Below are 26,208 nucleotides of genomic sequence, written 5' to 3'. Positions count from 1 at the left end.
CCCCCACCGGGCGCGCACGCGCATGAAGCCCGCCGCCGACCGGCCGAGCGACGCGGCCGGCCGCCACACCGGCCGTCCGACCTGTCGCACCGGTGGTCCGGCCGTCCGACCCGCCACACCGGCCGTCCGACCTGTCGCACCGGTGGTCCGGCCGTCCGACCCGCCACACCGGCCGGCGGGTCCGCCACGCCGTCCGAACGGCCTGTCACGCCGGCCGGCCGGACCACCGCACCAGCCGTCCGGGCCGTCCGCACCAGTGGCCGGGCCGCCACGCCGTCCGGGCGGGCCAGCCGGACAGGTCGGCCGGACAAACGGGCGGACGGATCGGACGGGCGGAGCGGACGGACGGACGGACGGGCGGGCGGAGCGGACGGACGGGCGGACGGGCGGACGGGCGGAGCAGACGGGCGGAGCAGACGGGCGGACGGACGGACGGGCGGAGCGGACGGGCGGACGGAGCGGACGGGCGGGCCAGCCGGCCAGCCGGGCGGCCGGGCGGGGCTCCGGCCCCCTGGACGTACGCTTTCCCGCGTGAGCACCAAGCCGTCCGCAGCGACCAGGACCCCGTCGCTGACCGAGCGCCGCAAGGCGGCGACCCAGTTCGACATCGCCCGCGCCGCCGCCGAACTCTTCACCGAGCGCGGCCCGGACGGCACCACGGCCGAGGAGATCGCCGCCCGCGCCGGCGTCGCGCTGCGCACCTTCTACCGCTACTTCCGCAACAAGCAGGACGCCGTCGGCCCGCTGCTCGCGGTCGGCGGCGACCACTGGCGCGAGCGGCTCGCGGGGGCCGAGCCGGGCACCGCGCTCCCCCGGGCGCTGGAGGCGGCCGTCACCGAGACCCTGACCGTCCCGCACGAGGCCAAGGCCGAGGGTCTGCGCTGGACGCGGGGCCTGCTGCGGGCCGCCGCCGAGGACCCGGCGCTGCGGGCGGTCTGGTACCGGGTGAACCGGGAGTCCGAGGACAGGCTCGTCCCCGTGGTGGCCCGCCTGGCCGCGAAGGACGCGGATCCGCTGGAGATCCGGCTCGTCGCCGCGGCCGCCACGGACGCCGTCCGCATCGCCCTGGAGGTGTGGGCCGAGTCGGACGCAGGCCTCGACGGCCCCGGCTCCCCCGCCGACCTCGCGGTCCGCTGCCTGCGCGAACTGACCGGTGGCATGCGGCTGCTGACGGGATCTCAGGAAGACTGACCCCGCGGGCCGGCGCGTCCGCCGGCTCCTCAGACCCTGCGTCCCATGAGGACGTCGTCCACGTACGCGCCGTCCAGGAGGAACTCCTGCGGCTGGATCCCCTCGACCACGAAGCCCTCGGACTCGTACAGCGTGCGGGCCGGGGTGTTGTGGCCGAGGACGCGCAGGGTGATCCGGAGCGCGCCCCGGCGGCGGGCCTCCGCGACGGCGGCCCGGAGCAGCGCCCGGCCCACGCCCCGGCCACGGGCCTCGTCGGCGACGGCGAGACCCTGGATCTGCCGTACGTGCGCGTTGGAGGCGAGCGGGGTGGGGAATCCGAGCCGCACGTACCCGACGACCCGCCCGTCCAGCTCGGCGACCAGGTGGTCCCGGGGCCCGGAGCGCTCGTTGAAGAACGGCTCGTACGGCGGTCGGTGCGGAGGTCCGACCGCGTGCAGGTAGGACCAGACGGCGCGGTCGAGGAGACCTAGCGCCTCCTCGTCTCCGGGCACCGCGGTGCGTATGTACGGCTCGGGCATGAGGTCACTGTAGATCCGGACGTCCGGGCCCCGTCCTGCGGCCGCGCGGGACCTCGGCGCGGTGCCCGTGCCCGGACTGGCGCAGGATGGGGGCATGGAAGCTTCGCGAATCGCCGTGGCCGGCGCGTCCGGCCTGATCGGTACGGCTCTGGTGCGCTCACTGACCGCGGACGGGCACGAGGTGGTGCGGCTGGTACGCCGTACCCCCCGGGCGGACGACGAGGTCGAGTGGGACCCCGGACGGCAGTACGTGGACGCGGTGGGCCTCGCCGGCTGTGACGCCGTGGTGAACCTCGCGGGCGCCGGCATCGCCGACCACCGCTGGACCGACGCCTACAAGCGGACGATCCGCGACAGCCGGGTGCTCGGCACGGCCACGCTCGCGGAGGCCGTCGCCGCCCTCGACCGGCCGCCCCGGGTCTTCCTGAACGGCAGCGCCGTGGGCTTCTACGGGGACACGGGCCCGCGGGCCGTGGACGAGAGCGCGCCTCCCGCGGGCGGGTTCCTGCCCTCGGTGTGCGTGGCGTGGGAGGAGGCGGCGGCGCCCGCGCAGGAGGCGGGCGTGCGGACCGTCTTCGCCCGCACCGGGCTCGTGGTGGCCGCGAAGGGCGGCGCCTGGGGCCGGCTCTTCCCGCTGTTCAGGGCAGGTCTCGGCGGACGGATGGGCGACGGGCGGCAGTACTGGAGCTACATCGCGCTGCACGACCACGTGGCCGCGCTGCGCCACCTCCTCGACTCCGGGTCGCTGTCCGGGCCCTTCAACCTGACGGCCCCCGAGCCGCTCACCAACGCGGAGATCACGGCCGCCATGGGGCGCGTCCTGCACCGGCCCACCCTCTTCGCGGTGCCCGCGCCGGTGCTGAAGGCCGCGCTCGGCGAGATGGCCCAGGAGGTGCTGGGCAGCCAGCGCGTGCTGCCCACCCGGCTGCTGGAGTCGGGCTTCACCTTCGCGTTCCCGGGCATCGAGGAGACCGTCCGGGCGGCCCTGGCGTAGGCGTGGCCGCAGCTTTTCGGCCGTGGACGGCGGTTCTGACGACGGCCCGTCGACGTTCCGGGCGACGGCCCGGCGCCGCTCCCCCTGTACCGTGCCGCACCGCGTACCGGGGCGGCACGGCTCCCGCGCGGGCGCGGGAGGGCGGCCCGGGCGGCACCTCCGGGCCGCGGCCCTGACCACGGCCGTCGCGGTACGCGGCCCCATGCGACCGGTGTGCGACCGTGCCCTGTCCCCGCGCGACTTCCCCCGGCCTGCTCCGCCTCTAATCTCGGCCCGAAACCGGTTGTTCCGGATGCCCGTCCGGGGCGGGACGCACCCGACGGGCACGCGACCTCGAGGAGGGGCACGTGCTTGAGCCCGCTGCGCAGGCGGACGTCGTCGTGGTGGGGGCCGGAGTCGCGGGACTCTCGGCCGCCCACAGGCTGAACAGCGCAGGTGTGACGACCGTCGTCCTGGAGGCCGCCCCCGAGGTGGGCGGCCGTACGACGACCGAGAAGGTCGACGGCTTCCGCCTCGACCGCCTCGGCCGGCTCCTCTTCACGTCGTACCCCGAACTGCGGTCGGCCCCGGGCCTGGAGGCCCTCGTGCTGCGGCCGTTCGCCCCCGGTGTCCTCGTGCACGCCGAGGGGCGTGTGCACCGGTCGGGTGAGCCCGCGAGCGCCGGGGGCACAAGGGGCGCACTCGATGCGGCGCGCGCCTTCGTGAGCCCCCTGCGCAGGGCCAGGCAGACCGCTCCGGCCGCCGCCCCGCCCCTGTCACGGGCGTTTCCGCCCCTCGGGGGCCCGCTCGACCAGGCCCGGCTGGCCGCGGTCCTCGGCCGGATCGCGACGGTCGCCCCGGAACGGATCCTGGCCCGCCCCGAGCGGCCGGCCGGACGGGCGCTCGCGGCGCGCGGCATACCCGCCCGTACCGTCGAGGGCTTCCTGCGCCCGCTGCTGGCGGCGCTGCTCTGCGACCCGGACCTGACGACGTCCAGCCGGTGCGCCGACCTCGCGCTCCGGTCCTTCGCCGCGGGCCGCCTGTGCGTTCCCGAGGGCGGCGCCGACGCCCTGCCGGAGCTGCTCGCGGCCGCACTGCCGGCCGGGACGGTCCGTACCGGGGTGCGGGTGACCTCGGTCTCGACCACGTCGGTGACGACGGCCGAGCACGGTGAACTGCGGTGCCGGGCCGTCCTGGTGGCGACCGGCGCCCGCGCCGCCGCCGACCTGCTGCCCGGCCTGCGGGTGCCGCCGTTCCACGCGGTGACGGTGGTGCACCACACGGCGGACGAGCCGCCCCTGACGGACCCGGCGCTGCTGCTGGACGCGGACCGCCGGGGCCCGGTGGCCCACACCGCGGTGATCAGCCAGGTCGATCCGTCCCGCGCCCCCGCGGGACGCGCCCTGATCTCGTCGACGGTCCTGGGCGCCCCGCCCGCGGACCCGGACCGGGCGGTACGCGCGCACCTGGCCGCCCTCTACGGCACCGCCACGCGCCGCTGGGAGCTGCTCGCGGTGCACCACACGCGCGACGCGGTGCCGGCGATGCCGCCGCCGCACGACCTGCGCCGCCCGGTCCGCCTGCTGGCGGGCCTGTACGTCTGCGGCGACCACCGCGACACCGGCACGGTCCAGGGCGCCCTGCGCTCGGCCCACCGGGCGGCCACGGCCCTCCTGACGGACCTGGGCGTCACGGCGTCCCCCGCCGCACCCCGCTCACCGGCCCGCACGGCCGCGTAGCCCCCGACCGGGACGGAGGTCCCGCCGCGGGGCAGGACCTCCGCCCCTCCCTCCCCCGCCCGGACCCGGGTCCGGGCGCGCCCCGTCAGGGGCGCGGGGAACTGCGCGACCAGCCACGACCGACCCGCAGCCGCAGCCGGGTCCGGGTCCGGGTCCGGGGCCGGGCGCCGGTCCGGGTGCGCCCCGTCAGGGGCGCGGGGAACTGCGCGACCAGCCACGACCGACCCGCAGCCGGAACACGCCCTTCTCCCGCCCGGCGCAGCCGACCGCGGCGCAGCCGACCGTCACGCAGCCGACCGCCCCGCAGCCACCCCCTCAGTGAAGAGCCGCGACCTTGTCGCGATACCCCCGCACGGGCGCCGCGTCCCGGTACGGCTCCAGCCGCCGCTCGAAGTCCCGCACGTACTCCACCGCCCGGACCGACCGCATCTCGGACGCCTGCGTCGCCGCCTCGGCCCCCAGCTGGCAGGCCTGGTCGAGCTCCCCGAGCCCGAGCCGCGCCGAGGCGAGGACCACCCGGCAGAAGAGCCGGCTGCGCGCGTACACGGGCGCGCGCAACTGCAGCGAGCGCTCGGCGTGCTGGGCGGCCGCCCGGTACTGCTGCAGATCCCGGTGGCAGTGCCCGAACTCGTCCGCGAGCTGCGCCTCGTCGAAGAACCGCGCCCAGTACGGGACCTCGTCCCCCGGCCGGGCGGTCTCCAGCGCCCGCTCGGCCCGCACCAGCGAGGCCGTGGCCGCCCGCACCTCGCCCAGCACCCCGTGGCCCCGTGCCTCGACCGCGTACAGCAGCGCCTGGACGACGGGCGGCGCGGAGGAGCCGACGCCCTGCTGGGCGACCCGGGCCAGCTGCACCGCCTCCCGCCCGTGTCCGAGGTAGACGGCCTGCCGGCTCATCGTCACGAGCACGTAGGAGCCGTACGCCCGGTCCGCCGCCGCCTGCGAGAGCCGCAGCGCCTGCACGAAGTACCGCTGCGCGAGCCCGTGCGCGGCGATGTCGTACGAGGTCCAGCCCGCGAGCCGGGTCAGATCGGCCGCCGCGGCGAACAGGCGGCGTCCGGCCTGCTCGCCGTACGTGCCGCGCAGCATCGGTTCCAGTTCGTGCTCCAGGTACCGCACGAGGGCCTGCCGGGCGTGCCCTCCGCCGTAGGTGTTGTCGAGCGTGCGGAACAGCTCGCCCACCGACCGCAGGGCCGCGATGTCGCCCGCGGTCACCCGCTGCCCGGGGCCGCGCTCGGTGACCGCGCGCTGCCGGGACGGGGGCCGGGCCTGCTCGGGCACGGCGGGCAGCCGGGCCGAGGGCGGGCGGGCCTGTACGGGGATGCGCGCGACACCGGGGTCGCCGTGGCCCACCCGGTCGTCGGCGCGGCCGATCAGCCAGTCCCGGCTGGGTACGACGAGGCCGGCCGGGGTGAACGCGATCTTGCGCAGTTCGGCGTGGCTGCCCGAGTCCTTGCGCCACAGTCCGCCGACGATGTCGACGGCCTCCTCGGGCGTGGCGGCGAACTCGAGGCCCGCGTACACGGGCGCGCAGGCGTCGAGTCCGAGGTCCTGCGCGCTGAGCCGGCGGCCGAGGCGGCGGGTGAACACCTCGGCGATCAGGGCCGGTGTGGTGCCCCGGGGCTGCTGTCCGCGCAGCCACCGGGTCACCGATGTCTTGTCGTATCTCAGGTCGAGACCGTGTTCGAGGCCGAGTTGGTCCACTCGACGGGCGAGCCCCGCGTTGGAGAACCCCGCTTCTGCGATAAGTGCGGCGAGCTGACGGTTGGGGGTGCGCTGCGCGGGTCGTTCCGACATCTGCGGTGCGAGCTCCTGCCTTCCGGGCTGGGGCCTGTTCGGGCAGGCCAGGACGAGGTCGGCCGCCGTGCGTGGAGCAGCCCTGACAAGCCTCGTGAACGGCGCGAATGTAGCGGTCCGTAAGCACCCGATCGCACACTTCCCCACGCATTCATCCGATCGTGTGAGGATTGCTCCCGGAGCTGACGCGTACCGGTCGGACGTACAGTGGCTTGGGCCGTTACGAGCCTTACATCTCTGCAGGGAGGCGCTTGCCGTGAGTGAGCTGCGGTTCGTCCGCATGGGTTTCGGTGCGGACGCCGTCGAGTACCGGGAGGCCTGGGACGAGCAGCGCCGTGTCCACACGGCCCGCTTCCAGGACGAGATCCCCGACACCTGCCTGCTCCTCGAACATCCGCCGGTCTACACGGCGGGGCGGCGCACGGCGGACAGCGAGCGCCCTCTGGACGGCACGCCCGTCGTCGACGTGGACCGGGGCGGGAAGATCACCTGGCACGGTCCGGGGCAGCTGGTCGGCTACCCGATCCAGAAGCTGCCGCGCCCGGTGGACGTCGTCGCCCACCTGCGGCGGCTCGAGGACGCGGTGATCCGGGTCTGCGCGGAGTTCGGCGTCGGAACCAGCCGGGTGGAGGGGCGGGCCGGGGTCTGGGTCCTCGGCGACCCCGTGGACCGGCGGCCGGCGCTCGGCGGGCTCACCCCCGGCCTCGATCCGCGGCTGGCCGACGAGGAGTTCGACCCGCGGCTGAACGGGCCCGAGTACGCGCCCTCCAACGCCGGGCAGCGGCGGGAGGACCGCAAGATCTGCGCCGTGGGGATCCGGGTGGCGAAGGGGGTCACGATGCACGGGTTCGCCCTGAACGTGAACCCCGACGTGTCGAGCTTCGACAAGATCATTCCTTGCGGGATCCGGGATGCGGGGGTCACGTCGCTGGCGCACGAGCTGGGACGCGACCTGGGGATCGCGGAGGTGCTGCCCGTCGCCGAGCGGCACCTGGCGGACGTCCTGGGCAACGCGGAGCTGAAGCCGCGGGAGGTGGAGCGGGCGGCCGGGTAGGAGGTCCCCTCGCCCCGCCGCCGTTCCCGTCCCGACCCTGGGCGCCGGTGCCCCCGAACCCCCGGGAATGCACCCCCGTTCACGAAGGTTGCCCACCTCGAGGGCCGACAACCGAACGGGCGTACCCTGGTGTACGCCGAAGAATCGAAGCTACAGGGAGCCGATGTGTCCGCAGTCGCACCCGACGGACGCAAGATGCTGCGCCTGGAGGTCCGGAACGCCCAGACCCCCATCGAGCGCAAGCCCGAGTGGATCAAGACCCGGGCGAAAATGGGTCCCGAATACACGAAGATGCAGAACCTCGTGAAGAGCGAGGGCCTGCACACCGTCTGCCAGGAGGCGGGCTGTCCCAACATCTACGAGTGCTGGGAGGACCGCGAGGCCACGTTCCTCATCGGCGGCGACCAGTGCACGAGGCGCTGCGACTTCTGCCAGATCGACACCGGCAAGCCCGAGGCGCTGGACCGCGACGAGCCCCGCCGCGTGGGTGAGTCCGTGGTCACCATGGACCTGAACTACGCGACGATCACCGGCGTCGCCCGCGACGACCTGGCCGACGGGGGCGCCTGGCTGTACGCGGAGACGGTCCGCCAGATCCACCGGCAGACCGCGGACCGCGCCGAGGGCCGGACCAAGGTCGAGCTGCTTGCCCCGGACTTCAACGCCGAGCCGGCCCAGCTCGCCGAGGTCTTCTCCTCGCGCCCTGAGGTCTTCGCGCACAACGTGGAGACGGTCCCCCGCATCTTCAAGCGCATCCGCCCGGGCTTCCGCTACGAGCGTTCGCTGAAGGTCATCACGGAGGCCCGCGACTACGGTCTGGTCACGAAGTCGAACCTGATCCTCGGCATGGGCGAGACCCGCGAAGAGGTCAGCGAGGCCCTGCGCCAGCTGCACGAGGCCGGCTGCGAGCTGGTCACCATCACGCAGTACCTGCGCCCGTCCGTGCGTCACCACCCCGTCGAGCGCTGGGTGAAGCCGCACGAGTTCGTGGAGCTGAAGGACGAGGCCGACCAGATCGGCTTCTCCGGAGTCATGTCGGGCCCGCTGGTCCGTTCCTCGTACCGGGCCGGCCGCCTCTACCAGATGGCGATCGAGAAGCGCGGTTCGTACGTCGCCTCGCAGGCCGTCTGAAGCACCGGCCGCCCGGGGCGCAGGCCGTCCGAAGCAGCTGTCCGTGCCGTCCGGGAGCGATTCCGGATGGCACGCGGTGCCAGGCGATCGTGTGAATCCGCGCACAAGAAGCTACTTGCCGGTAATGGCCGGTACGGCGCAGTCCCGGCCATCCTCGCAGATGAGGGCCGTCCCGGCGACATCTCAGGGTTTCGGCCCTGCGCAGCAAGGCTTCATGGGCGTTTGACCGGTCGGTCACGCCCTGGTAACACCATTCAGAGACCCTGGTCCTACCGCACACAGAGCCCCACCCAGAGCCGCCGTCCCGAGGGGGGACCCCCATCATGCAGGCCGCGCCCGTACGCGCCACCGCGATTCCGTCGTTCACCGATGCACTCCGTGCCGTCGAGTCCCTGCTGCTGAGCAGCGGGCAGCGCACCGCCCGCCGCAACGCCTGGACCTCCGTCCTGGAGGACCGCCGCCGCGCCAAGGACCGCGTCGAGGCCCAGCAGGTCCTGGAGCAGTCCTTTCTCGTCCGCCGCTGAGCCGGACGGCCCCTGCCGGGGCCCGGCCCGAGCCCTGTGACGAAGTCCCACCCGGCACCGCCGTCGTCCGCGCTCCCCCCGCCACGTAGACTTCATGCCATGGCGAGGAAGGAACCCGCAGCGGACGCTGCGAACCCCGGGCGACTCAAGCAGATCGCTCAGACTTACAAGATGACCCGCAAGGCCGACAAAAAAATCGGTCTTGTACTCGCGGCTGTCGGAATCGTCACCCTTGGTGTCTTCCTCGCGATCGGCTTCCTGATCGGTCACCCGATCTATCTCGGCATTCTCGGACTCCTGCTCGCCTTCCTCGCGACGGCGATCGTCTTCGGGCGCCGAGCCGAGCGTGCGGCCTTCGGGCAGATGGAGGGCCAGCCGGGCGCGGCGGCGGCGGTGCTCGACAACATCGGGCGCGGCTGGACGACGACCCCGGCCGTGGCGATGAACCGCAGCCAGGACGTGGTCCACCGGGCCGTCGGCAAGGCCGGCATCGTGCTGGTGGCCGAGGGCAACCCGAACCGGGTGAAGAGCCTGCTGGCCGCCGAGAAGAAAAAGATGGCCCGCATCGTCGCGGACGTGCCGGTGCACGACATCCTCGTCGGCACGGGCGAGGGCCAGGTGGAGCTGAAGAAGCTCCGCACGACGATGGTGAAGCTCCCGCGGGTGCTGACCGGCCCGCAGGTCACCGCGACCAACGACCGGCTGCGCGCCCTGGGCGACCTGATGAGCAACATGCCGCTCCCCAAGGGTCCGATGCCCAAGGGAATGCGCATGCCGCGCGGCGGAAAGATGCGCTGACGCCGCGCCTGGGCTCCACTGGGACGGGGCGTCCCGGAATCACCGACGGTTCCGGGGCGCCCCGTTCTCATGCCCGCACGAGCGGACTCATGTCCGTACGAGCGGAACCGATCCGTGCGGGTGGGCGGTGAGGCAGCGAGCAGGACGGACGGCCGCTGGGGCGTTTCTTTCGGATCAGGCCGGATCGGGTCGGATCAGGCCGGATCGGGCCGCGGTGTCCGGTGCGGTGCGTCGCGAGGCGGAGCGTGATCCGCGTACCGGGCGTACCCGGGTCGTGCGACGACGCCGCGAGGCGCCGTGCCGGCCGGGCGCCGCGGACCCGGGCCGATCCGAAAGAAACGCCCTAGGCCGCCCTGACCTCGACCGTGCGGGCCAGCCGGTCGTGCAGTCCGCGCCCGTCGCGGTCCCAGATCAGCGCCGGCAGGGCGAGGCACAGCAGGACCGTGCGCACCAGGACGCGCAGCGGGTTGACCGTGCCGGTGTCCAGGGCGACGACCCGCAGGCCGAACAGGCGCTTGCCGGGGGTGAAGCCGATCGTGCCGACGGTCAGGACGCTCAGCACGAAGAAGACGAGCAGTGCCCAGTTCCCGGTCGCCTGGCCGTAGCCGTCGGTGATCAGGCCGTATGCGATCAAGGTGCACAGCGCCCAGTCCACGGCGAGGGCGCCCAGGCGCCTGCCGGGACGCGCGATCGAGCCGGGGCCCGACTCGGGCAAGCCCAGCTGCTCCCCGCGGTATCCGAAGTCGGCACCGGCGTCCTCCGCGGCCGCGCGGGGTCCGGAGAGCCACGATCCGATTGCTTGCCTGTTGTCCACCCGTCCACGGTACTGCGGCCGTTTTGCCATACGGACGGGTGGGGTACACCGGCACTCGTCCGGTTAACTTGGGCGAAACAAATGGGTCACGCTGGAGAAATCACCCGTCCTTAAGGTCGGGCTCAGCGTGTGCCACCGCACTGGCCGCACGAACGAACTACCACCCCGGTCCGAAGTGGGCGGGAGTAGGAGGAGCTGGATGTTCCAGAACGCCGACGAGGCCAAGAAGTTCATCAAGGACGAGGACGTCAAGTTCGTCGACGTCCGCTTCTGCGACCTGCCGGGTGTGATGCAGCACTTCACGATCCCGGCGGAGGCCTTCGACCCGGCCGAGGAGCTCGCGTTCGACGGATCCTCGATCCGGGGCTTCCAGGCCATCCACGAGTCCGACATGGCGCTCCGCGCCGACCTGTCCACCGCGCGCGTCGACTCCTTCCGCCGCGACAAGACGGTCAACATCAACTTCTTCATCCACGACCCGATCACGGGCGAGCAGTACTCCCGCGACCCGCGCAACGTGGCCAAGAAGGCCGAGGCCTACCTGGCGTCGACCGGTATCGCCGACACCGCGTTTTTCGGCCCCGAGGCCGAGTTCTACGTGTTCGACAGCGTGCGCTTCGAGACCAAGTCGAACGAGTCGTTCTACCACATCGACTCCGAGGCCGGCGCCTGGAACACCGGCTCGGTCGAGAACAACCGCGGCTACAAGGTCCGCTACAAGGGCGGCTACTTCCCGACCCCGCCGGTCGACCACTTCGCCGACCTGCGGGCCGAGATCTCCCTGGAGCTGGCCAAGTCCGGCCTCCAGGTCGAGCGCCAGCACCACGAGGTGGGCACCGCCGGCCAGGCCGAGATCAACTACAAGTTCAACACGCTGCTCGCCGCGGCCGACGACCTGCAGCTCTTCAAGTACATCGTGAAGAACGTCGCCTGGCGCAACGGCAAGACCGCGACCTTCATGCCGAAGCCGATCTTCGGTGACAACGGCTCGGGCATGCACATCCACTCGTCGCTGTGGGCCAACGGCGACCCGCTGTTCTACGACGAGGCCGGTTACGCGGGCCTGTCGGACACGGCCCGCTTCTACATCGGCGGCATCCTCAAGCACGCCCCGTCGCTGCTGGCCTTCACCAACCCGACGGTGAACTCCTACCACCGCCTGGTCCCCGGCTTCGAGGCCCCGGTCAACCTGGTGTACTCGCAGCGCAACCGCTCCGCGGCCATGCGCATCCCGATCACCGGCTCGAACCCGAAGGCCAAGCGCGTCGAGTTCCGCGCGCCCGACTCCTCCGGCAACCCGTACCTCGCCTTCTCGGCGCTGCTGCTCGCGGGCCTGGACGGCATCAAGAACAAGATCGAGCCGGCCGAGCCGATCGACAAGGACCTCTACGAGCTGGCGCCCGAGGAGCACGCGGGTGTCGCGCAGGTCCCGACCTCGCTCCCGGCCGTCCTGGACCGTCTCGAGGCCGACCACGAGTTCCTGCTCGCGGGCGACGTGTTCACGTCCGACCTGATCGAGACGTGGATCGACTTCAAGCGCACGAACGAGATCGCGCCGCTGCAGCTGCGTCCGCACCCGCACGAGTTCGAGCTGTACTACGACGTGTGACCGGCACGGCATCCGTCCGGAGCCCCGTCACCGCCCGAGGGCGGTGACGGGGCTCCGTCGTGCTCCGGCCGGCGGCGGTCACTTCTGGCGGACGTTCCAGGGGCGTTCGCGGCTGTAGCGGCGCTCCCACTTGGCCATCCGGTCACGGCGCTGGCGGTACGCGTGGTAGCTGCTGTCGGTGCGGGTCGAGGAGCTCGACCCGCCGCCTCCGGAACCGCCTCCGGAACCGCCCGCGGCGCCGCCGGTGGGCGACGAGCCGGCCGATCCCCCGTCGGTCCGTACGTGGCGGACGTAGAGGTAGGCCAGGACGACCGCGGCGAGCCACCAGGCCGGGCTGTTGAACCCGAGGACGATCAGGGCGAGGATCGCCAGAAAGATCAAGGCACCCATGACGGGTCTCCTTGCGCGTAAGTGGTGGTGGAACCCCGGACTGTCCGGCGCGGCGGGCTGTGCGCCGGTCCGTGGATGACGACGAGAGTAGCCCTCAGGATGCCCGCCGACGCCTGTCCGACGGAAACGAATAACGACCGAATCCGCTTACAGGCAGTCACATATGGCCTCGGAGTCAAAAGAAACCGTCACAGAGGAGAGCAATAGGGTGCCCTCGTGATGAGCGGATCTGCGCCCGGGGCGACGGGCGCACCGGACGGGGGGAGCGGCGCGGAAGAGTACCGGCGGTACATCGGGGTGGCCGAGCGCCGGGTCCGGCCGGCCGTCGGGCAGCGGCCGGCCGTGGCCGCACGGGCGGGCGGTCCCGAGGAGGCCGCGGCCTCGCCGGCGGCGCCGCACGGGACGGATTCCGCGAGCGTCCACCTCGCGGTCGGGGCGCGGGGCCAGGGCGCGATTGCGACGGAGGCCGCCCGGCTGCGCTCCTGGCCGAGCCCCACCCGGGTCACGCCCCGCTTCCGGACGCCGCCGGAGAAGGGGTCGGCGTCCTCCTGAGGCCGGCCCCCCTCGCGGGACCGCGCGGCCGGGGCTCCGCCCTGGAGGCGGGCGGCGCCCCGGTCCGGGGTCAGCGGGCGTACTTCATCAGGGCCCGGACCATGTGGCAGGTCGTGTCCGACGGGGGGTGTATGCCTACCAGTTCGGCCGTGCTGCGGATCTTCTCGTTGCGCGCCTGCTGGGGCACGTAGACACCGGAGTCGAGGAGCGCGATGGCGAGCCGCATCGCCTTCAGGCGGCGGTTGTGGCTGATGTACCACTCGCGCGGGCGTCCCGCGGGCAGCGGGTGCCTCTCGACGGGCCGGTACGGCAGGTCGCGTACGACCGCCCTCTTGGACGTGGAGTGGGTGGGCAGCGGGAACAGTGCGGCAGCGGGCACAGGCATCCTCCTGTCGCGGTCAGGGCACCGGCCGGCCTCTCCGGGCGACACCCTCGAACACTGCTTCTATTCTACCGCCGCCCACTGACAATCGCCCCTGGCCAGAGGGGCTTTGGGGATGCCGTGACAGGTGAGCGGTACGGGTTTTCACGTACCGTGGACGGCATGGAGATCTGGATCGATCCGGCCTGTTCGAAGTGCCGCGGCGCCCTCGCCCTGCTGGACGCGCAGGGGGCCGGGTACACGGTGCGGCGGTACCTGGAGGACGTGCCGACCGAGGCCGAGATCCGGGACGTCCTGGAGCGGCTCGGGCTGGAGCCGTGGGACATCACCCGGACCCAGGAGGCCGAGGCGAAGGAGCTCGGGCTGAAGGAGTGGGCCCGTGACGCCGGCACCCGGGAGCGGTGGGTGAAGGCCCTGGCCGAGCACCCCCGGCTCATCCAGCGGCCCATCATCACCGCGCAGGACGGGACCGCGGTGGTCGCCCGGACGGACGAGGCGGTACGGGACGCGCTGGGCCGGTAGCCCCGCCGGCACACCGCGGGCCCCGGGGGCCTCAACTCCCGTGTGATCCACGTTACTCGGGCGACTTCGGTCAACGGCTGAGCAAGTCCGTTCGGTATGTCGTACATAACGGCGGACGGCCGCCGCCAGGGGTGGCCGGGGAACAGGAGCCGTCGATGTCGCGCAGAAGAACGCTCGGGACGAAGAAGAAGATCGCCCTGCTGGTGAGCGCCGCCGCGGTGGCTGGCGGCGGGGCGTTCGCCCTGGCAGCCACGTCGAACGCGGCGCCCGCCGCGCCCGCGGCCCAGAACGCGCGGTCCTCGGTGGTCTGCTCCGGCCTGGCCACCGCGCTCGGCAACAACGAGAGGTTCATCCAGGACCAGCGCACCGACCCCGACGCCCAGTCGCCGGCGCGGATCGCCAACCGCGAGGCGGTCATCGCGCAGATCAAGGTGCAGCAGGAAGCCTCCGGGTGCGAGGTCGGCGAGTCCGACGCCACCGTGGGAGACGGCGCCGGTGCGGGGGCCGGGGCCGAGGCGCCCGCCGCGTCCGCACCCGCCGCGTCGGCGCCCGCCGGACAGCCGTCGCAGGAGGCGTCCGCGCCCGCGGCCGGGGGCGGCGGTGCCGGCCGGCAGGTCTGCAACGGCTCGACGGTCACCCTCTCCGGCGAGGCGGGCGCCCCCGCCGCGTCCAGCAACCAGTTCCCCGCCGGTACGAAGCTCAAGGTCACGAACCTCGACAACAACAAGTCCACCACCGTCGAGGTCACCTCGGTCTCCGGCAGCTGCGCGCTCCTGAACAACGCGGCGTTCGAGCAGGTCCGCGAGCCCGGCAAGTTCCTGATCCGCCGGGCCCTCATCGAGAAGGTGGGCTAGCCGGGACGAACGGAGCGAACCGGGTGAGGTGATGCGCGCGGGTGGCGGCCTGACCGCCGCCCGCGCGCAACCCGTCGCGTACACCCGCGCGCAACCCGTCGCACACGCCCGCGCGAAACCCATCGCATACGAGGGACGGCGGGCCGGGACGGCAGCTCCGGAGGCGGCCGTTCCGGCGCCGGTGCGGCGCCAGGGACCTCTCCGTGGGCGACCCGCCGCACAGAAGCACCAGGTAACACGGGGTTCACACCCGGGCAATGATCGGGAAACTGCCTGTTGACAGGCTTCGGGCATCCTCCGCGGCGCCCCAGTGCCGCAGCGCCGCAGCACCCGCACTGCGCTCAGAGACCCACCCGAAGGACGTGGCCCGTGGCTTTCAAGGCTGAGTACATCTGGATCGACGGCACCGAGCCGACGGCCAAGCTCCGTTCGAAGACGAAGATACTCGGCGACGACGCGAAGGGCGCCGAGCTGCCGATCTGGGGCTTCGACGGGTCCTCCACGAACCAGGCCGAGGGCCACGCCTCGGACCGCGTGCTCAAGCCGGTCGCGACCTTCCCGGACCCGATCCGCGGCGGTGACGACATCCTCGTCATGTGCGAGGTCCTCAACATCGACATGACGCCGCACGAGTCCAACACGCGTGCCGCGCTCAGCGAGGTCTCGGAGAGGTTCGCCGCCCAGGAGCCGATCTTCGGCATCGAGCAGGAGTACACCTTCTTCGACGGCGAGCGCCCCCTCGGCTTCCCCGTGGGCGGCTTCCCGGCCCCGCAGGGCGGCTACTACTGCGGTGTCGGCGCCGACGAGATCTTCGGCCGTGACATCGTCGAGGCCCACCTGGACAACTGCCTCAAGGCCGGCCTCGCCATCTCCGGCATCAACGCCGAGGTCATGCCCGGCCAGTGGGAGTTCCAGGTCGGACCGGTCTCCCCGCTGGAGGTCTCCGACCACCTGTGGGTGGCCCGCTGGCTGCTCTACCGCACCGCCGAGGACTTCGACGTCTCCGCGACGCTGGACCCGAAGCCGGTGAAGGGCGACTGGAACGGCGCCGGCGCGCACACCAACTTCTCCACGAAGGCGATGCGCGAGGGCTACGACGCGATCATCACCGCGTGCGAGTCGCTGGGAGAGGGCTCGAAGCCGCTCGACCACGTCAAGCACTACGGCGCCGGCATCGACGACCGCCTGACGGGCCTGCACGAGACCGCGCCGTGGAACGAGTACTCGTACGGCGTGTCCGACCGCGGCGCCTCGGTCCGTATCCCGTGGCAGGTCGAGAAGGACGGCAAGGGCTACATCGAGGACCGCCGTCCCAACGCGAACGTCGACCCGTACCTGGTGACGCGTCTGATCGTCGACACGTGCTGCACCGCGCTCGAGAAGGCCGGCCAGGTCTGATCCGGCCGTGCTCCGGAGGGGCGCCCACCGTTTCGGTGGGCGCCCCTTTCGCGTTCGCCCGGGGGACGGGGCGGCACGGGGTGCGTGGGTGCGGACCTGTCAGGGCCTGTCGCGCGGTTCCCCGCGCCTCTTTGCGCCTGTGGGGCACTCGGTGTCCGGAGCGTGAGAGGAGGCTGCTGCCGACGTCCTCGGTCTGCTTCAATAGGGGTATGGCCAGCTTCCAGGAGTGCATCGCTACGGGTCGGCACGACCTCGAGCCCTTCTGGCCTTCCCGTCAGCACCACGACTTCGACCGGGTGTGTTGTCGCGCGACGCATGCGCAGGCCCTCTAAAGCCGTATCCCGGCCTTCGGCCAGCGCGCACGGCGTACGTCCTTCGACGACCTCTCGCGCGAAAAGAGCTGACCCCTCATGGCGAACACCCGTCCCTTCTCCTCCGTGGCCACCGCCTCCTCCCCCGTCCCCGCCCCGTCCGCCGGTCCGGCACGCCATCGGCTGCGGTCCGTCGACCGGGACGAGGTGGTCGACGTCACGGACCTCCTCCCGCCGGGCGCCACCTGGCTGCCCGCTCCCCCGCACACCCTGCCCACGCTGCCGGGCCGGCCCCCGATGATCGGGTACCTGGTCCTCGTCCCGGCCGACCAGCCGTCCCTGCTGCCGGTCGCCGTACCGGAGACCGGCGCGGCGTCCGAGGAGTCCGGCGGGGCACCCGACGGCTTCCCCGTGCGCGTCGACACCGTCCGGCGGACCGCCGAGGTCGACGGGCGGCCGCTCGACCTCACCTACCTGGAGTTCGAGCTGCTGGCACATCTGGTGGCGCACCCGCACCGCGTGCACACCCGTGACCAGCTGGTCACCACGGTGTGGGGCTACGGGCACGTGGGCGACGGCCGGACCGTGGACGTCCACATCGCCCGGCTGCGCCGCAAGCTCGGCGCGGAGCACCGGGACACCATCCGGACGGTACGCCGCGTCGGATACAAGTACGCGCCCCCGACGGGGAGTTGATTCGCCGCCGACCTGAGGGCGCTGCGTCCCGCCCGAGGACGGCGGGTGGGGCCGCTACCGGGTCCTGACTGTGCGGAGTCGAACGGCGACTGGGTACATTCAACGGTGCCTTGGCCGTCGACATCCCTGTGGGCGGCCCCACCGCGGTGACCATGGAGATCCCTTGCGAGTTGTCCTGGCCGAAGACCTGTTCCTGCTGCGCGACGGCCTGGTCCGGATGCTGGAGGCGTTCGACTTCGAGATCGCCGCCGCCGTCGAGACCGGTCCCGAACTGACGCGGGCACTCGCCGAACTGGCACCGGACGTCGCCGTGGTCGACGTCCGTCTGCCGCCCTCGCACACCGACGAGGGGCTGCAGTGCGCGCTCCAGGCGCGCCGGGCCAGGCCGGGGCTGCCGGTCCTCGTACTGTCGCAGCACGTCGAGCAGTTGTACGCGCGTGAACTGCTCGCCGACGGGACCGGCGGGGTCGGCTACCTGCTGAAGGACCGGGTGTTCGACGCCGAGCAGTTCATCGACGCGGTGCGCCGGGTGGCGTCGGGCGGCACGGTGATGGATCCGCAGGTCATCCAGCAGCTGCTGTCGCGGCGGCAGGCCGACGACCGGCCGCTGGGCAGACTGACCCGTCGCGAGCTGGAGGTTTTGGAACTGATGGCGCAGGGCAGGTCGAATGCGGCGATCGCGGGCCAACTCGTGGTCACGGAGCGGGCGATCGCCAAGCACACGTCCAACATCTTCGCGAAGCTGGACCTGGATGTGTCGGACGACGACAACCGTCGCGTCCTGGCCGTCATCGCCTATTTGGACCAGGGCCGCTAAAAGCGTACGAAGAAGGGAAACGGAGGGCCGGCGGACGACCGCCGGCAGTCGTCCGGGACCGGCCCGCACGCCGGTCCCGAGTTCCACCCCCACTGAACGATATTCAAATACACGGCCTCAACTGCCCTTTGTTTCAAGGGCATCTGGCCCCCTTGCGCCGGGATTGCGCCACCGGACTCCCATGAATTCCCGAGGCTTCTGAACGCCTCAGGAACCTCCTCCGTACTCAAGGCTGCCGCTTCACCTCCTGCCGGGCGCCCCGATGCCCCCGCAAGGAAGCCAGAGGAGTTCCATGGGACGCACGAACCGAAAACGCCGCTCCACGCTCGCCAACCGGGCGATAGCCGCATCGGCGGCTCTCGCGCTGGGTGGCGGCGGTCTGCTTGCGGCCAACATCTACGCTTCCGCCGGCGAGGGCAAGAACTCGACACGGAACGCGCAGACGACCGCCGCCTCGGTGGCCACGATCAAATGCCCCGACGTCGGCCAACAGCTGAGGAGCGTGCCCCAGCGCGCTCGCGCCGGTGTGGACAAGGAGTTGGCCAAGCTCGACCAGCAGATCACCGAGGCCTACGCCCGCCTCGCCTCCACGCGCCAGGCACAGGCGGGGGACACCGGCTTCGTACAGAACTCGATCCTCGGCCCGCTGACCTCCAAGCGCACGGCGACCATCGAGCGCATCTCGGTCAACATCAAGCGCGTGGGCGGTACCGCTCCGAGCGGTGTCGGCAATCTCGCCAAGTGCACCGGATGGTCGGCCGGACAGCCGAACACCGACGCCGGCCAGGGCCAGGGCAACAACGGCCAGAACAACGGAGGCCAGGGCCAGGGCGGCAACGCCGGCCAGGGCGGGGAGACCAGCCAGCCCCCGGCCGACGGCGGTGCCAGCCAGCCTCCCGCCGACGGCGGCGGCGGCCAGGCGGGCAACGGCGGCCAGGGCGGCAACGGCCCGGTGGCGGCCGACTTCCAGGACATCAAGACCGTCCAGCCCAGCAACAAGCGGGGCGTGGGCGCGAACGGTCTGGCCGCGAACGGCCGGGGCGGCTCGCAGGGCACCTTCACCACGAGCTGTGGCACCAACGCGAACGACAACCACAACACGGACAACGTGATCGTCGCTCCCGGTGTCACCAACGGCGCGCACCACCTGCACGACTACGTCGGCAACCAGAACAACGACGCCTTCGCGAGCGACGAGGACCTGGCGGGCGCGGACACCACCTGCCAGAACCAGGGCGACAAGTCCTCGTACTTCTGGCCGGTGCTGCGCCTGCAGGACGGCTCGCAGGACTTCGACCAGAACAACGACGGCGGTGGCAAGGAGGGCAACGTAGGAAAGATCCTCCAGGCCAGCCAGGCCCAGCTCAAGTTCGTCGGCAACAAGCGGGGCAACGTCGTCGCCATGCCGACCGCCCTGCGCATCATCACCGGTGACGCCAAGGCCTTCGTCAACGGCCTCGCGAACGCCAACGTGAACTGGAGCTGCACGGGCTTCGAGAACCGCCAGCTCACGGACAAGTACCCGATCTGCCCCCAGGGCAGCTCCGTGGTGCGCACGACCAACTTCCAGAGCTGCTGGGACGGTCAGAACATCGACAGCGCCAACCACCGCGCGCACGTGGCGTTCGTCCAGGCGGACGGCACCTGCGCCAACGGCTTCAAGGCGATCCCCCAGCTGCAGGTCCGGCTGGTCTACAAGGTGGCGGCTCCGACCATCGAGAACGGCACCGTGAAGAACGCGTTCGCGGTGGACTCGTTCCCGGAGAACCTGCACAAGCCGATCACCGACCACAACGACTTCATCAACTTCTTCGACACGAACACGATGAACAAGGTGGTCAGCTGCATCAACACCGGAAAGAAGTGCCGGTGACGCAGCACGGGTGAACCGCTGACACGGTGAACCACGAGGAAGGCCGGCCACGGATCTCCGTGGCCGGCCTTCCCCTCTGTCGTCTCCCGTGTCCCCGTCCACGGCACCCGGCGTCCGCGGCGCTCAGCCGCTGTGACCGGGGTGCGCCGACCCGCTCTCCCCGGAGTGGCCGCCCGAGTGGTCGGTGCCGATCTCCATGTCGCCGCCGAGCGTGGTGCGCAGGGCCCGCACCGTCTTCTGTTCGGCCACGGCCACCCACTTGCGGCCGACGAGGTAGAAGCCGCCGTAGTCCTTGGCCCCGTCGAGCCACTCGCGCTGGCCGCGGTCGGTGGCGAAGGTGGCCAGGATGAACTTGCCGCCGACGTCGCTCTTCTTGCAGACCGCCTGCCGGATCTCGTCGGCGTCCGTCTGCATGTTCGGTGCGCAGCCCACCTCGTCCGCCAGGTGTTCCAGGCTGCCGGTCGCCGTCTCGGGGACCTTCTCCCCCTCGTCGTCCGAGCCGCAGCCCGTCAGGACCAGCAGTCCCACCGCGGCGCTTGCCGCGGCGGTCGCCAGTGCCTTGCGCGTCGTCCTCATCCGTACCTCCGGTCCGTTCCGGCGGCCCACGCCGCCGGGAGCCCTCGCGGGGGCCCCGTCTTCGATACGGCTCCCGCACGCTCCGTGCTCAATCGGGAGGCCGCCCGGCGCGGGCCGGTCGTGCGCCCCAGTCTGCTCGAAGGGGCGCCGCGGAGGGCGGGGAACCCCGGTGGAACGGGATGCCGGTCGCGGGCGCGCCTGTGCGAGGGTGGGCCGGTGACGGAGAAGAGCACGGCCACAGAGACGGCAGCCGGCACGACGGCGGACCCGGCGGCGGACTGGGAGGAGCGCGTGGCGAGCGCCTGGGCCGGCTTCGGGAGCGCCCCGGGGACGGACGCCGCGGCCTTCCGCGCGGTGATCGGCGCGCTCGTCGCCGAACTGCCGGACGACAGCCCGGTCGGCCCCTTCGAGTTGGCCTGTGCCTGGGACTCGACGGGTCACTCGGACCGGGCCGTGCCGCTGTACCGGGAGGCCCTGGACCGCGGCCTCGACGGCTACCGGGGCCGCCGCGCGAAGATCCAGCTGTCCAGCTCGCTGCGGAACATCGGGCAGCCGGAGGAGGGCGTCAGGCTCCTGTCACCCGAACTGGTCGGTGTCTCCGACGAGTTGGACGACGCGGTACGGGCCACTCTGGCGCTGTGCCTGGCGAGCCTCGGCCGTGAGCGCGAAGGACTCTCGCTCGTACTGGGTGCCCTCGCCCCGCACCTGCCGCGCTACCAGCGGTCCATGGCGAACTACGCGCGCCTCCTCGTGGAGCCGGAGGGCTGATCCCGGACGGGCCGCGGGGGCGACCGCCCGTGATGCCGGGCACGTCCAGGTGACCATCCGCCGATTCGCTCGTTCTGCTGAACGTGCAGTCACAGGATGTCGCCCCGCGCCCCCGCCCCGCATCAGCCGCCGTCCCCGGGCCGGAGGTCGGCGTCGAGCAGGCCGAGGCCGCGCTCGTCGAGCACTATCCGCGGCTGGTCCGGCTCGCCTATCTGGTCCTGCCGCCGAGTCTCGGCCGCAACCGCCGGGTGCTCACCGCGCACGCGCTCACCCAGCGCTCCCTGCCGCGCGGCCGGGCATCCGGCGACACCGCGGTCCTTCCCGCCCAGAAGAGCGCCGCCCGGGACCGCGACGGTGATCCCGGCTACGCGTACGTGCGGCTGCGCGTCCTGCGGGCGGCCCTGGAGGCGGGCCGCCCGCTGACCTTCCGGTCCTGGCCCACCCGGGCGCAGCTGCCGCCGCTGCTCCCCCAGGTGTGGGGCCTGCGGCTCTTCCCGCGTTCGGGCGGCGCCGACGAACTCGCCCTGGACCAGCGGCTCTCGGCCCTGTCCGCCCCGGCCCGCGCCGCCCACGTCCTGCGCGGCCTGGAGAAGCTGGCCGACGCGGACGTACGCGGGATGCTGGCCGCGGCCGGCGAGGCGGACCCGGCCGCCGCCCTGGCCGAGGCGGACACGGTGGCCGGGCCGGGCGGGGCCGGGGGCGCCGACGTGCTGTCGACCTCCCCCGAGTTCGACCCGTGCTCCCTGCAGGCCCGGCCCACCGATCTGATGCGCCGCCGCCAGCACCTGAAGGCGGCGGTCGCCGCGGTCGCCGCCGTGGCGGTGTGCGGGGCGCTCCTCGGCATGCCGGGGGACGGCTGGGGCCCCGACGGCGCGGCGGCGCCCCCGTACGCGCGGAACCCGGCGGCCCAGGCGGCCCTGCAGCCGGGGAAGCTGACGCTGGTCCCGGCCGCGGCCTGGGAGTCGTCGGCGCGCACCGACTTCTCCGTGTGGCCGGCGCGCGGGGAGCTGACCGGCGACAAGGGCCTGCTGCGCCGCGCGCTCGCCGTCTGGGCACGGCCCGGCGGGTCCGTGCAGGTCTCGGCCACCCCGGGAACCCCGTCGGGCGCCCCGCCGGGACCGCCCCAGCTGCTGTACGCGGGCGTGGTCGACCAGAGCCGGGTCGTGCTGATGTACGACGGACTGCGCATCGCCCGGTACGCCGAGGCGAAGGACGGCACGCGGGGCGCCGCCCTCGACTTCGCGCGGGTCGACGGCGCCACGACGGCGGACGCGGACACGGTGGTCCTGGGCCGCTCCGACGGCAACGTCCGCTATCTGACGGCGCCCTGGGTGCGTACCGCCGCCGTGCGTGATCTGCTGAAGGCTCCCGGTGCGGACGGTGCGACCGAACTGACCCGCTCGGCGGACGGGGTGACCGAGCCGTTCGCGAGCCCGGCCCTGCAGAGCGGCGGGTGCCGTTCCTGGAACGTGCTGGAGCTGACGGACCGCACGGGCACCCGTCTGTCGACCGACCTCGGGGAGCTGACGCCCGCCCGGCTCACCGCGGGCCGTCCCGCCGCGCCGCGCGACGCCTCGGCGGCGGACTGGTCCCCGCTCGCCTGCTCCCTCGCGGACGTCCGCGGCCAGGGGGTGCGCTCGGTCAACTCCTGGCGCTACGCCCGTCAGCCGCTGCCCGACGCGAGCGGCACCGCGGACTGGCTGTGCACGCGTACGCAGACCTGGCGCGGCGGCGGCCCGCGGGTGCTGGCCCAGTTCCACGCGCCGGGGCAGCGGTACGGCGCGGTCGTGGCGAAGGCGGAGAACGCGTCCGCGTGCGGCTCGAAGGACCCGCACGTCCTGGCGGGCGTGCTGTGGAAGTCCGTCAAGGGCGGCTGGTACCTCCTCGCCGCCGGCAGCGGGGACACCGCGTCGGTCCGGGCGACCGGCGGTGTCAGCGGGTCCGCCGAGGGGAACCTCCTCGCCGTACGGGCCGAACAGGGCGCGAAGGCGGGCCTGAAGGGGACCCTGGAGGGCGGACGGGAGATCACCGGGCTCCGCTGAGACGGACGTTCGGCGCCGGTCGGCACCGCGGCCGATCGGTAGGGTGGGCACATGACTACCGGGGTGCGCCGCAGGATGGGTGTCGAGGAACGGCGCCGGCAGTTGATCGGCGTCGCCCTCGACCTGTTCAGCCGGCGCTCGCCGGAGGACGTGTCCGTCGACGAGATAGCCGCGGCCGCGGGTATCTCACGGCCGCTGGTCTACCACTACTTCCCCGGCAAGCTCAGCCTGTACGAAGCTGCCCTGAAGCGTGCCTCGGACGACCTGACGGAACGTTTCGTTGAGCCGCGGGAAGGTCCTCTGGGGGCGCGCCTGCTGCGGGTGATGCGGCGCTTCTTCGACTTCGTCGACGAGCACGGGCCCGGTTTCTCGGCGCTGATGCGCGGCGGCCCGGCGGTCGGCTCCACGACCACGAACGCCCTGGTCGACGGGGTGCGGCAGGCGGCGTACCTGCAGATCCTGGCCCATCTGCGGATCGAACGGCCGCCGGCCCGGCTCGAACTGGTCGTCCGCTCGTGGATCGCCCTGGCCGAGGCGACCGCCCTGCTCTGGCTGGACGGCCGCCGCATCCCCCGGGCCGAGCTGGAGGTCCAGCTGGTGCACGACTTCGCGGCCCTGGCGGCGGTGAGCGCGGCGGCGGACCCGGAGACGGCCACGATCCTGCGCCGCGCCCTGGCGCAGGAGGACCCGGCGGACAGCCCGTTCACCGCCTTGGTGACCCGCCTGGTGAACCTGGCGGGCTAGGGCGCTTTCTGGACCGGGCCGGGTCCGGGCCCTTGCTCCCAGGGGCGCGGGATGCCGTCAGTCCACGAACTTCTGGTAGGACGCCCCGAGGTCGCGGACCTCCGCGGAGGCGTGCAGCGCCGTCCCGTCGGCCGTCTTCACATACTCCCGTACGAGGTCCAGCGTCCGCGAGGTCAACGCGGACTTCACCTCGTCGGACCGCCCCGGCAGCAGGGCCAGCGAGACGTGCACGAGGGCGTGTCCCGTGCCCTCCGCCCCGACCACGACGTCGTCGACGGCCCGGAACCGCGACTTGCACGCCTCGCTCTTCGCGGCGGCCGTCTCCACCACCATGGCGTGCAGGGCGACGGCGAACCCCTGCCGGTCGAAACTCCCGGCGAGCGGCGTCGAGTAGTCGACGGTGATCTGCGGCATGGGCACTCCCGTTCTAGGCGACGGAACTCACCCTAGCCGCAGCCGGACGGCGGTCCGGGCGCCAGCCGCAGCGCGAGCATCGCGATGTCGTCGTCCCGCTCGTGCCCGAAGCAGTCGAGCAGGGTGTCGCACAGGGCCTCCAGGCCGGGCGGCGCCCCCGCGGAGGCCGCCCGGAGGTGTTCCATGGAGACCGCGAGGTCGGTGCCGCGGGTCTCGATCAGCCCGTCGGTGACCATGAGGAGCCGGTCCCCCGCTTCGAGGAACAGCTCGGTGGGCGCCGGATGCGGCAGCCCCACGCCGAGCAGCGGTCCGGCCGCCTTGGCGTAGTCGGCGGTCCCGCTCTCCCGCAGGACGAGCGGCGGGATGTGGCCCGCGTTCGCGATGCGCGTACGCCCGGTGGCCGGGTCGATCAGGACCAGGCAGACGGTGGCGGTCAGCGCGGGATGGTAGTGCTGGAGCATCCGGTCCAGGCGCTCGGCGAGCACCGCCGGGTCGCTCTCGTCGACGCAGTAGGCGCGCAGCGCGTGCCGGATCTCGACCATGACGGTGGCGGCGTCCAGCGAGTGCCCGACGACGTCGCCGACCGCGGCGAGCGCGCCTTCGCCGGTGCGCAGCGCGGCGTAGAAGTCGCCCCCGATCTCGGTCTGCTGGGAGGAGGGCACGTAGCGGACCACGACCTCCAGGCCCCGCAGTTCGGGCAGCCGGTGCGGCTGGGGCAGGAAGCTGTGCTGGAGGGTGAGGGCCACGTGCCGTTCGACCTGGTACATGAGCAGCGGTTCGGCGGCGAGCGCGGTGGCCTGGGCGAGCCGGGCCACCAGCGTCTCCTCCTCGGGATTGGGCCTGCGCATGCCGCGGGTGGGCGTCGCCAGGCACACCGACGCCTTGCCGTCCTGGGTGAGGATCAGCGCCAGCCGGGCGTCGTGCTGCACACCGGGCCGGAAGAACCCGGCGGGCCACAGCGGCGCGGGCACCGTGGTGATCTGCACGCCGGACTGCCCGCGGGTGAGCCGGCGGAGCAGGCCGGCCACGGCCCGGTGGGCGCCCTCGTCGGGCAGCGCGAGCGAGGTGCGGTCCCGGGAGGTGCCGTGGTACAGCTCGTCGTCCGGGCCGAGGAAGAAGACGGCGGCGGGTCCGCCGGTGAGGCGGGCGGTGCCGTTGGCGGCGGCGTCGGCGAGTTCCTGCAGGGAGCGCGCGGCCTGGATGGTGACGATCGTCTCCGACAGGAGGGTCAGCCGCCTGGCCAGTGCCTGGTCGCCGGCCCGCAGCCGGGCGGTGCGGACGGTGGACCGGACCACCGCGTCGATCTCCTCGGGCTCGGCCGGCACCGTCAGGTACGCGTCCCCGCCCGCCTCCAGCCCTCGGCTGCGGCCGCCCGGGGAGGTGGAGGAGGCGGAGAAGTGCACGACGGGCAGGTAGGCCATGTGCGGGCGGGACTTGATGCGACGGCACAGTTCGAAGCCGGTCATGTCCGGCAGGTCCACGTCGACGAGGGCCACGTCGGGCAGCGTCCCCCTGCGCAGCCGCGCGTCGAGTTCGACCAGCGCCTCGTGGCCGGTCGCGACCGCGACGACCTGGTGGCCGGCCCGGCGCAGCAGGGCGCCGATGGCGTACCGGCCCGCCGCCGTGTCGTCCACGAGCAGGACGGTCGCGTCGGTCCGTTTGCCGTTGACGTCCATCTGCCAGCCTCTGGACACACGTGTGGGGCGGTCCGGGGTCCCGGGTCC

The 26,208-nt window shown here is 72.9% G+C and carries 26 protein-coding genes; 18 read left to right on the top strand and 8 right to left on the bottom strand.

Annotated elements, in window-relative coordinates:
• Positions 1–531 precede the first annotated feature (531 nt).
• A complete protein-coding gene (locus tag QFZ75_RS27865) occupies positions 532–1,191 on the top strand; it encodes a TetR family transcriptional regulator (protein ID WP_307541178.1) in 660 nt (219 codons plus the stop codon).
• A 29-nt stretch (positions 1,192–1,220) separates the two neighbouring features.
• On the opposite strand, the gene QFZ75_RS27860 is transcribed toward QFZ75_RS27865, so the two are convergent.
• Entirely contained in the window at positions 1,221–1,709 is a 489-nt protein-coding gene (locus QFZ75_RS27860) for a GNAT family N-acetyltransferase (protein ID WP_307541177.1), read from the bottom strand.
• A gap of 94 nt (positions 1,710–1,803) precedes the next feature.
• Here QFZ75_RS27860 and QFZ75_RS27855 point away from each other — a divergent pair, with 94 nt between their 5' ends.
• Both QFZ75_RS27855 and QFZ75_RS27850 read left to right on the top strand, forming a co-directional pair.
• On the top strand, positions 1,804–2,703 hold the full coding sequence (locus tag QFZ75_RS27855; RefSeq protein WP_307541174.1) for a TIGR01777 family oxidoreductase: 900 nt from the start codon (positions 1,804–1,806) through the stop codon (positions 2,701–2,703).
• Between the two features lie 347 nt (positions 2,704–3,050).
• Positions 3,051–4,421 (top strand): NAD(P)/FAD-dependent oxidoreductase, encoded by a 1,371-nt coding sequence (locus QFZ75_RS27850; RefSeq protein ID WP_307541172.1) that lies wholly within the window; start codon positions 3,051–3,053, stop codon positions 4,419–4,421.
• Between the two features lie 315 nt (positions 4,422–4,736).
• Here QFZ75_RS27850 and QFZ75_RS27845 read toward each other — a convergent pair whose 3' ends face one another.
• Complete coding sequence (locus QFZ75_RS27845) at positions 4,737–6,215, bottom strand: regulator (RefSeq protein WP_307541170.1); 1,479 nt, start codon at positions 6,213–6,215, stop codon at positions 4,737–4,739.
• Positions 6,216–6,471: 256 nt separating this feature from the next.
• Between QFZ75_RS27845 and lipB the strand changes: the two genes are divergently transcribed.
• From lipB to QFZ75_RS27825, 4 genes are all read left to right on the top strand, one after another.
• Positions 6,472–7,269 carry a lipoyl(octanoyl) transferase LipB gene (lipB, locus tag QFZ75_RS27840; protein WP_307541168.1) on the top strand — a complete coding sequence of 266 codons (798 nt, stop codon included), beginning with the start codon at positions 6,472–6,474 and terminating at the stop codon, positions 7,267–7,269.
• 165 nt (positions 7,270–7,434) lie between these two features.
• Positions 7,435–8,400 (top strand): lipoyl synthase, encoded by a 966-nt coding sequence (gene lipA / locus QFZ75_RS27835; protein WP_307541166.1) that lies wholly within the window; start codon positions 7,435–7,437, stop codon positions 8,398–8,400.
• Between the two features lie 323 nt (positions 8,401–8,723).
• Positions 8,724–8,924 (top strand): hypothetical protein, encoded by a 201-nt coding sequence (locus tag QFZ75_RS27830; RefSeq protein WP_307541164.1) that lies wholly within the window; start codon positions 8,724–8,726, stop codon positions 8,922–8,924.
• Between the two features lie 99 nt (positions 8,925–9,023).
• On the top strand, positions 9,024–9,722 hold the full coding sequence (locus QFZ75_RS27825; RefSeq protein ID WP_307541162.1) for a DUF4191 domain-containing protein: 699 nt from the start codon (positions 9,024–9,026) through the stop codon (positions 9,720–9,722).
• A gap of 343 nt (positions 9,723–10,065) precedes the next feature.
• Here QFZ75_RS27825 and QFZ75_RS27820 read toward each other — a convergent pair whose 3' ends face one another.
• Positions 10,066–10,536 (bottom strand): RDD family protein, encoded by a 471-nt coding sequence (locus QFZ75_RS27820; protein ID WP_307541160.1) that lies wholly within the window; start codon positions 10,534–10,536, stop codon positions 10,066–10,068.
• A gap of 199 nt (positions 10,537–10,735) precedes the next feature.
• Here QFZ75_RS27820 and glnA point away from each other — a divergent pair, with 199 nt between their 5' ends.
• Positions 10,736–12,145: a type I glutamate--ammonia ligase gene (gene glnA, locus QFZ75_RS27815; protein ID WP_307541158.1), complete on the top strand. Its 1,410-nt coding sequence runs from the start codon at positions 10,736–10,738 to the stop codon at positions 12,143–12,145.
• Positions 12,146–12,223: 78 nt separating this feature from the next.
• On the opposite strand, the gene QFZ75_RS27810 is transcribed toward glnA, so the two are convergent.
• Complete coding sequence (locus tag QFZ75_RS27810; RefSeq protein WP_307541157.1) at positions 12,224–12,535, bottom strand: hypothetical protein; 312 nt, start codon at positions 12,533–12,535, stop codon at positions 12,224–12,226.
• Between the two features lie 219 nt (positions 12,536–12,754).
• Here QFZ75_RS27810 and QFZ75_RS27805 point away from each other — a divergent pair, with 219 nt between their 5' ends.
• On the top strand, positions 12,755–13,087 hold the full coding sequence (locus QFZ75_RS27805; RefSeq protein ID WP_373465953.1) for a hypothetical protein: 333 nt from the start codon (positions 12,755–12,757) through the stop codon (positions 13,085–13,087).
• A 70-nt stretch (positions 13,088–13,157) separates the two neighbouring features.
• Here the strand turns inward: QFZ75_RS27805 and QFZ75_RS27800 are convergent, their stop codons facing one another.
• Positions 13,158–13,466: a hypothetical protein gene (locus tag QFZ75_RS27800; RefSeq protein WP_307541156.1), complete on the bottom strand. Its 309-nt coding sequence runs from the start codon at positions 13,464–13,466 to the stop codon at positions 13,158–13,160.
• A gap of 165 nt (positions 13,467–13,631) precedes the next feature.
• On the opposite strand from QFZ75_RS27800, the gene QFZ75_RS27795 reads away from it, so the two are divergent.
• From QFZ75_RS27795 to QFZ75_RS27765, 6 genes are all read left to right on the top strand, one after another.
• Positions 13,632–13,991: an arsenate reductase family protein gene (locus tag QFZ75_RS27795; protein ID WP_307541154.1), complete on the top strand. Its 360-nt coding sequence runs from the start codon at positions 13,632–13,634 to the stop codon at positions 13,989–13,991.
• A gap of 155 nt (positions 13,992–14,146) precedes the next feature.
• The gene (locus QFZ75_RS27790; protein WP_307541152.1) at positions 14,147–14,845 is read left to right on the top strand and encodes a hypothetical protein; all 699 of its coding nucleotides are present in this window, start codon (positions 14,147–14,149) and stop codon (positions 14,843–14,845) included.
• Between the two features lie 369 nt (positions 14,846–15,214).
• Positions 15,215–16,243 (top strand): glutamine synthetase, encoded by a 1,029-nt coding sequence (gene glnII, locus QFZ75_RS27785; RefSeq protein ID WP_307541150.1) that lies wholly within the window; start codon positions 15,215–15,217, stop codon positions 16,241–16,243.
• Positions 16,244–16,653: 410 nt separating this feature from the next.
• On the top strand, positions 16,654–17,250 hold the full coding sequence (locus QFZ75_RS27780; RefSeq protein WP_307541148.1) for a winged helix-turn-helix domain-containing protein: 597 nt from the start codon (positions 16,654–16,656) through the stop codon (positions 17,248–17,250).
• Positions 17,251–17,413: 163 nt separating this feature from the next.
• Positions 17,414–18,067 carry a response regulator transcription factor gene (locus QFZ75_RS27770; protein WP_307541147.1) on the top strand — a complete coding sequence of 218 codons (654 nt, stop codon included), beginning with the start codon at positions 17,414–17,416 and terminating at the stop codon, positions 18,065–18,067.
• A gap of 292 nt (positions 18,068–18,359) precedes the next feature.
• Entirely contained in the window at positions 18,360–19,940 is a 1,581-nt protein-coding gene (locus QFZ75_RS27765; RefSeq protein ID WP_307541145.1) for a DUF1996 domain-containing protein, read from the top strand.
• Between the two features lie 123 nt (positions 19,941–20,063).
• On the opposite strand, the gene QFZ75_RS27760 is transcribed toward QFZ75_RS27765, so the two are convergent.
• Positions 20,064–20,516: a hypothetical protein gene (locus QFZ75_RS27760; RefSeq protein ID WP_307541143.1), complete on the bottom strand. Its 453-nt coding sequence runs from the start codon at positions 20,514–20,516 to the stop codon at positions 20,064–20,066.
• Positions 20,517–20,732: 216 nt separating this feature from the next.
• Between QFZ75_RS27760 and QFZ75_RS27755 the strand changes: the two genes are divergently transcribed.
• From QFZ75_RS27755 to QFZ75_RS27745, 3 genes are all read left to right on the top strand, one after another.
• Positions 20,733–21,284 carry a tetratricopeptide repeat protein gene (locus tag QFZ75_RS27755; RefSeq protein ID WP_307541141.1) on the top strand — a complete coding sequence of 184 codons (552 nt, stop codon included), beginning with the start codon at positions 20,733–20,735 and terminating at the stop codon, positions 21,282–21,284.
• 83 nt (positions 21,285–21,367) lie between these two features.
• Positions 21,368–23,326, top strand: a complete 1,959-nt coding sequence (locus QFZ75_RS27750) for a hypothetical protein (protein ID WP_307541139.1) — start codon at positions 21,368–21,370, stop codon at positions 23,324–23,326.
• 51 nt (positions 23,327–23,377) lie between these two features.
• Entirely contained in the window at positions 23,378–24,070 is a 693-nt protein-coding gene (locus QFZ75_RS27745) for a TetR/AcrR family transcriptional regulator (RefSeq protein WP_307541137.1), read from the top strand.
• Positions 24,071–24,127: 57 nt separating this feature from the next.
• Here QFZ75_RS27745 and QFZ75_RS27740 read toward each other — a convergent pair whose 3' ends face one another.
• Both QFZ75_RS27740 and QFZ75_RS27735 read right to left on the bottom strand, forming a co-directional pair.
• Complete coding sequence (locus QFZ75_RS27740) at positions 24,128–24,484, bottom strand: 5-carboxymethyl-2-hydroxymuconate Delta-isomerase (protein WP_307541135.1); 357 nt, start codon at positions 24,482–24,484, stop codon at positions 24,128–24,130.
• Between the two features lie 32 nt (positions 24,485–24,516).
• Entirely contained in the window at positions 24,517–26,160 is a 1,644-nt protein-coding gene (locus tag QFZ75_RS27735; RefSeq protein WP_307544830.1) for a fused response regulator/phosphatase, read from the bottom strand.
• Positions 26,161–26,208 lie beyond the last annotated feature (48 nt).

This window comes from Streptomyces sp. V3I8 (assembly GCF_030817535.1).
GTDB lineage: Bacteria > Actinomycetota > Actinomycetes > Streptomycetales > Streptomycetaceae > Streptomyces.
Note: the sequence above shows the minus strand (reverse complement) of the source record. Positions and strands in the feature narration are given on the sequence as shown.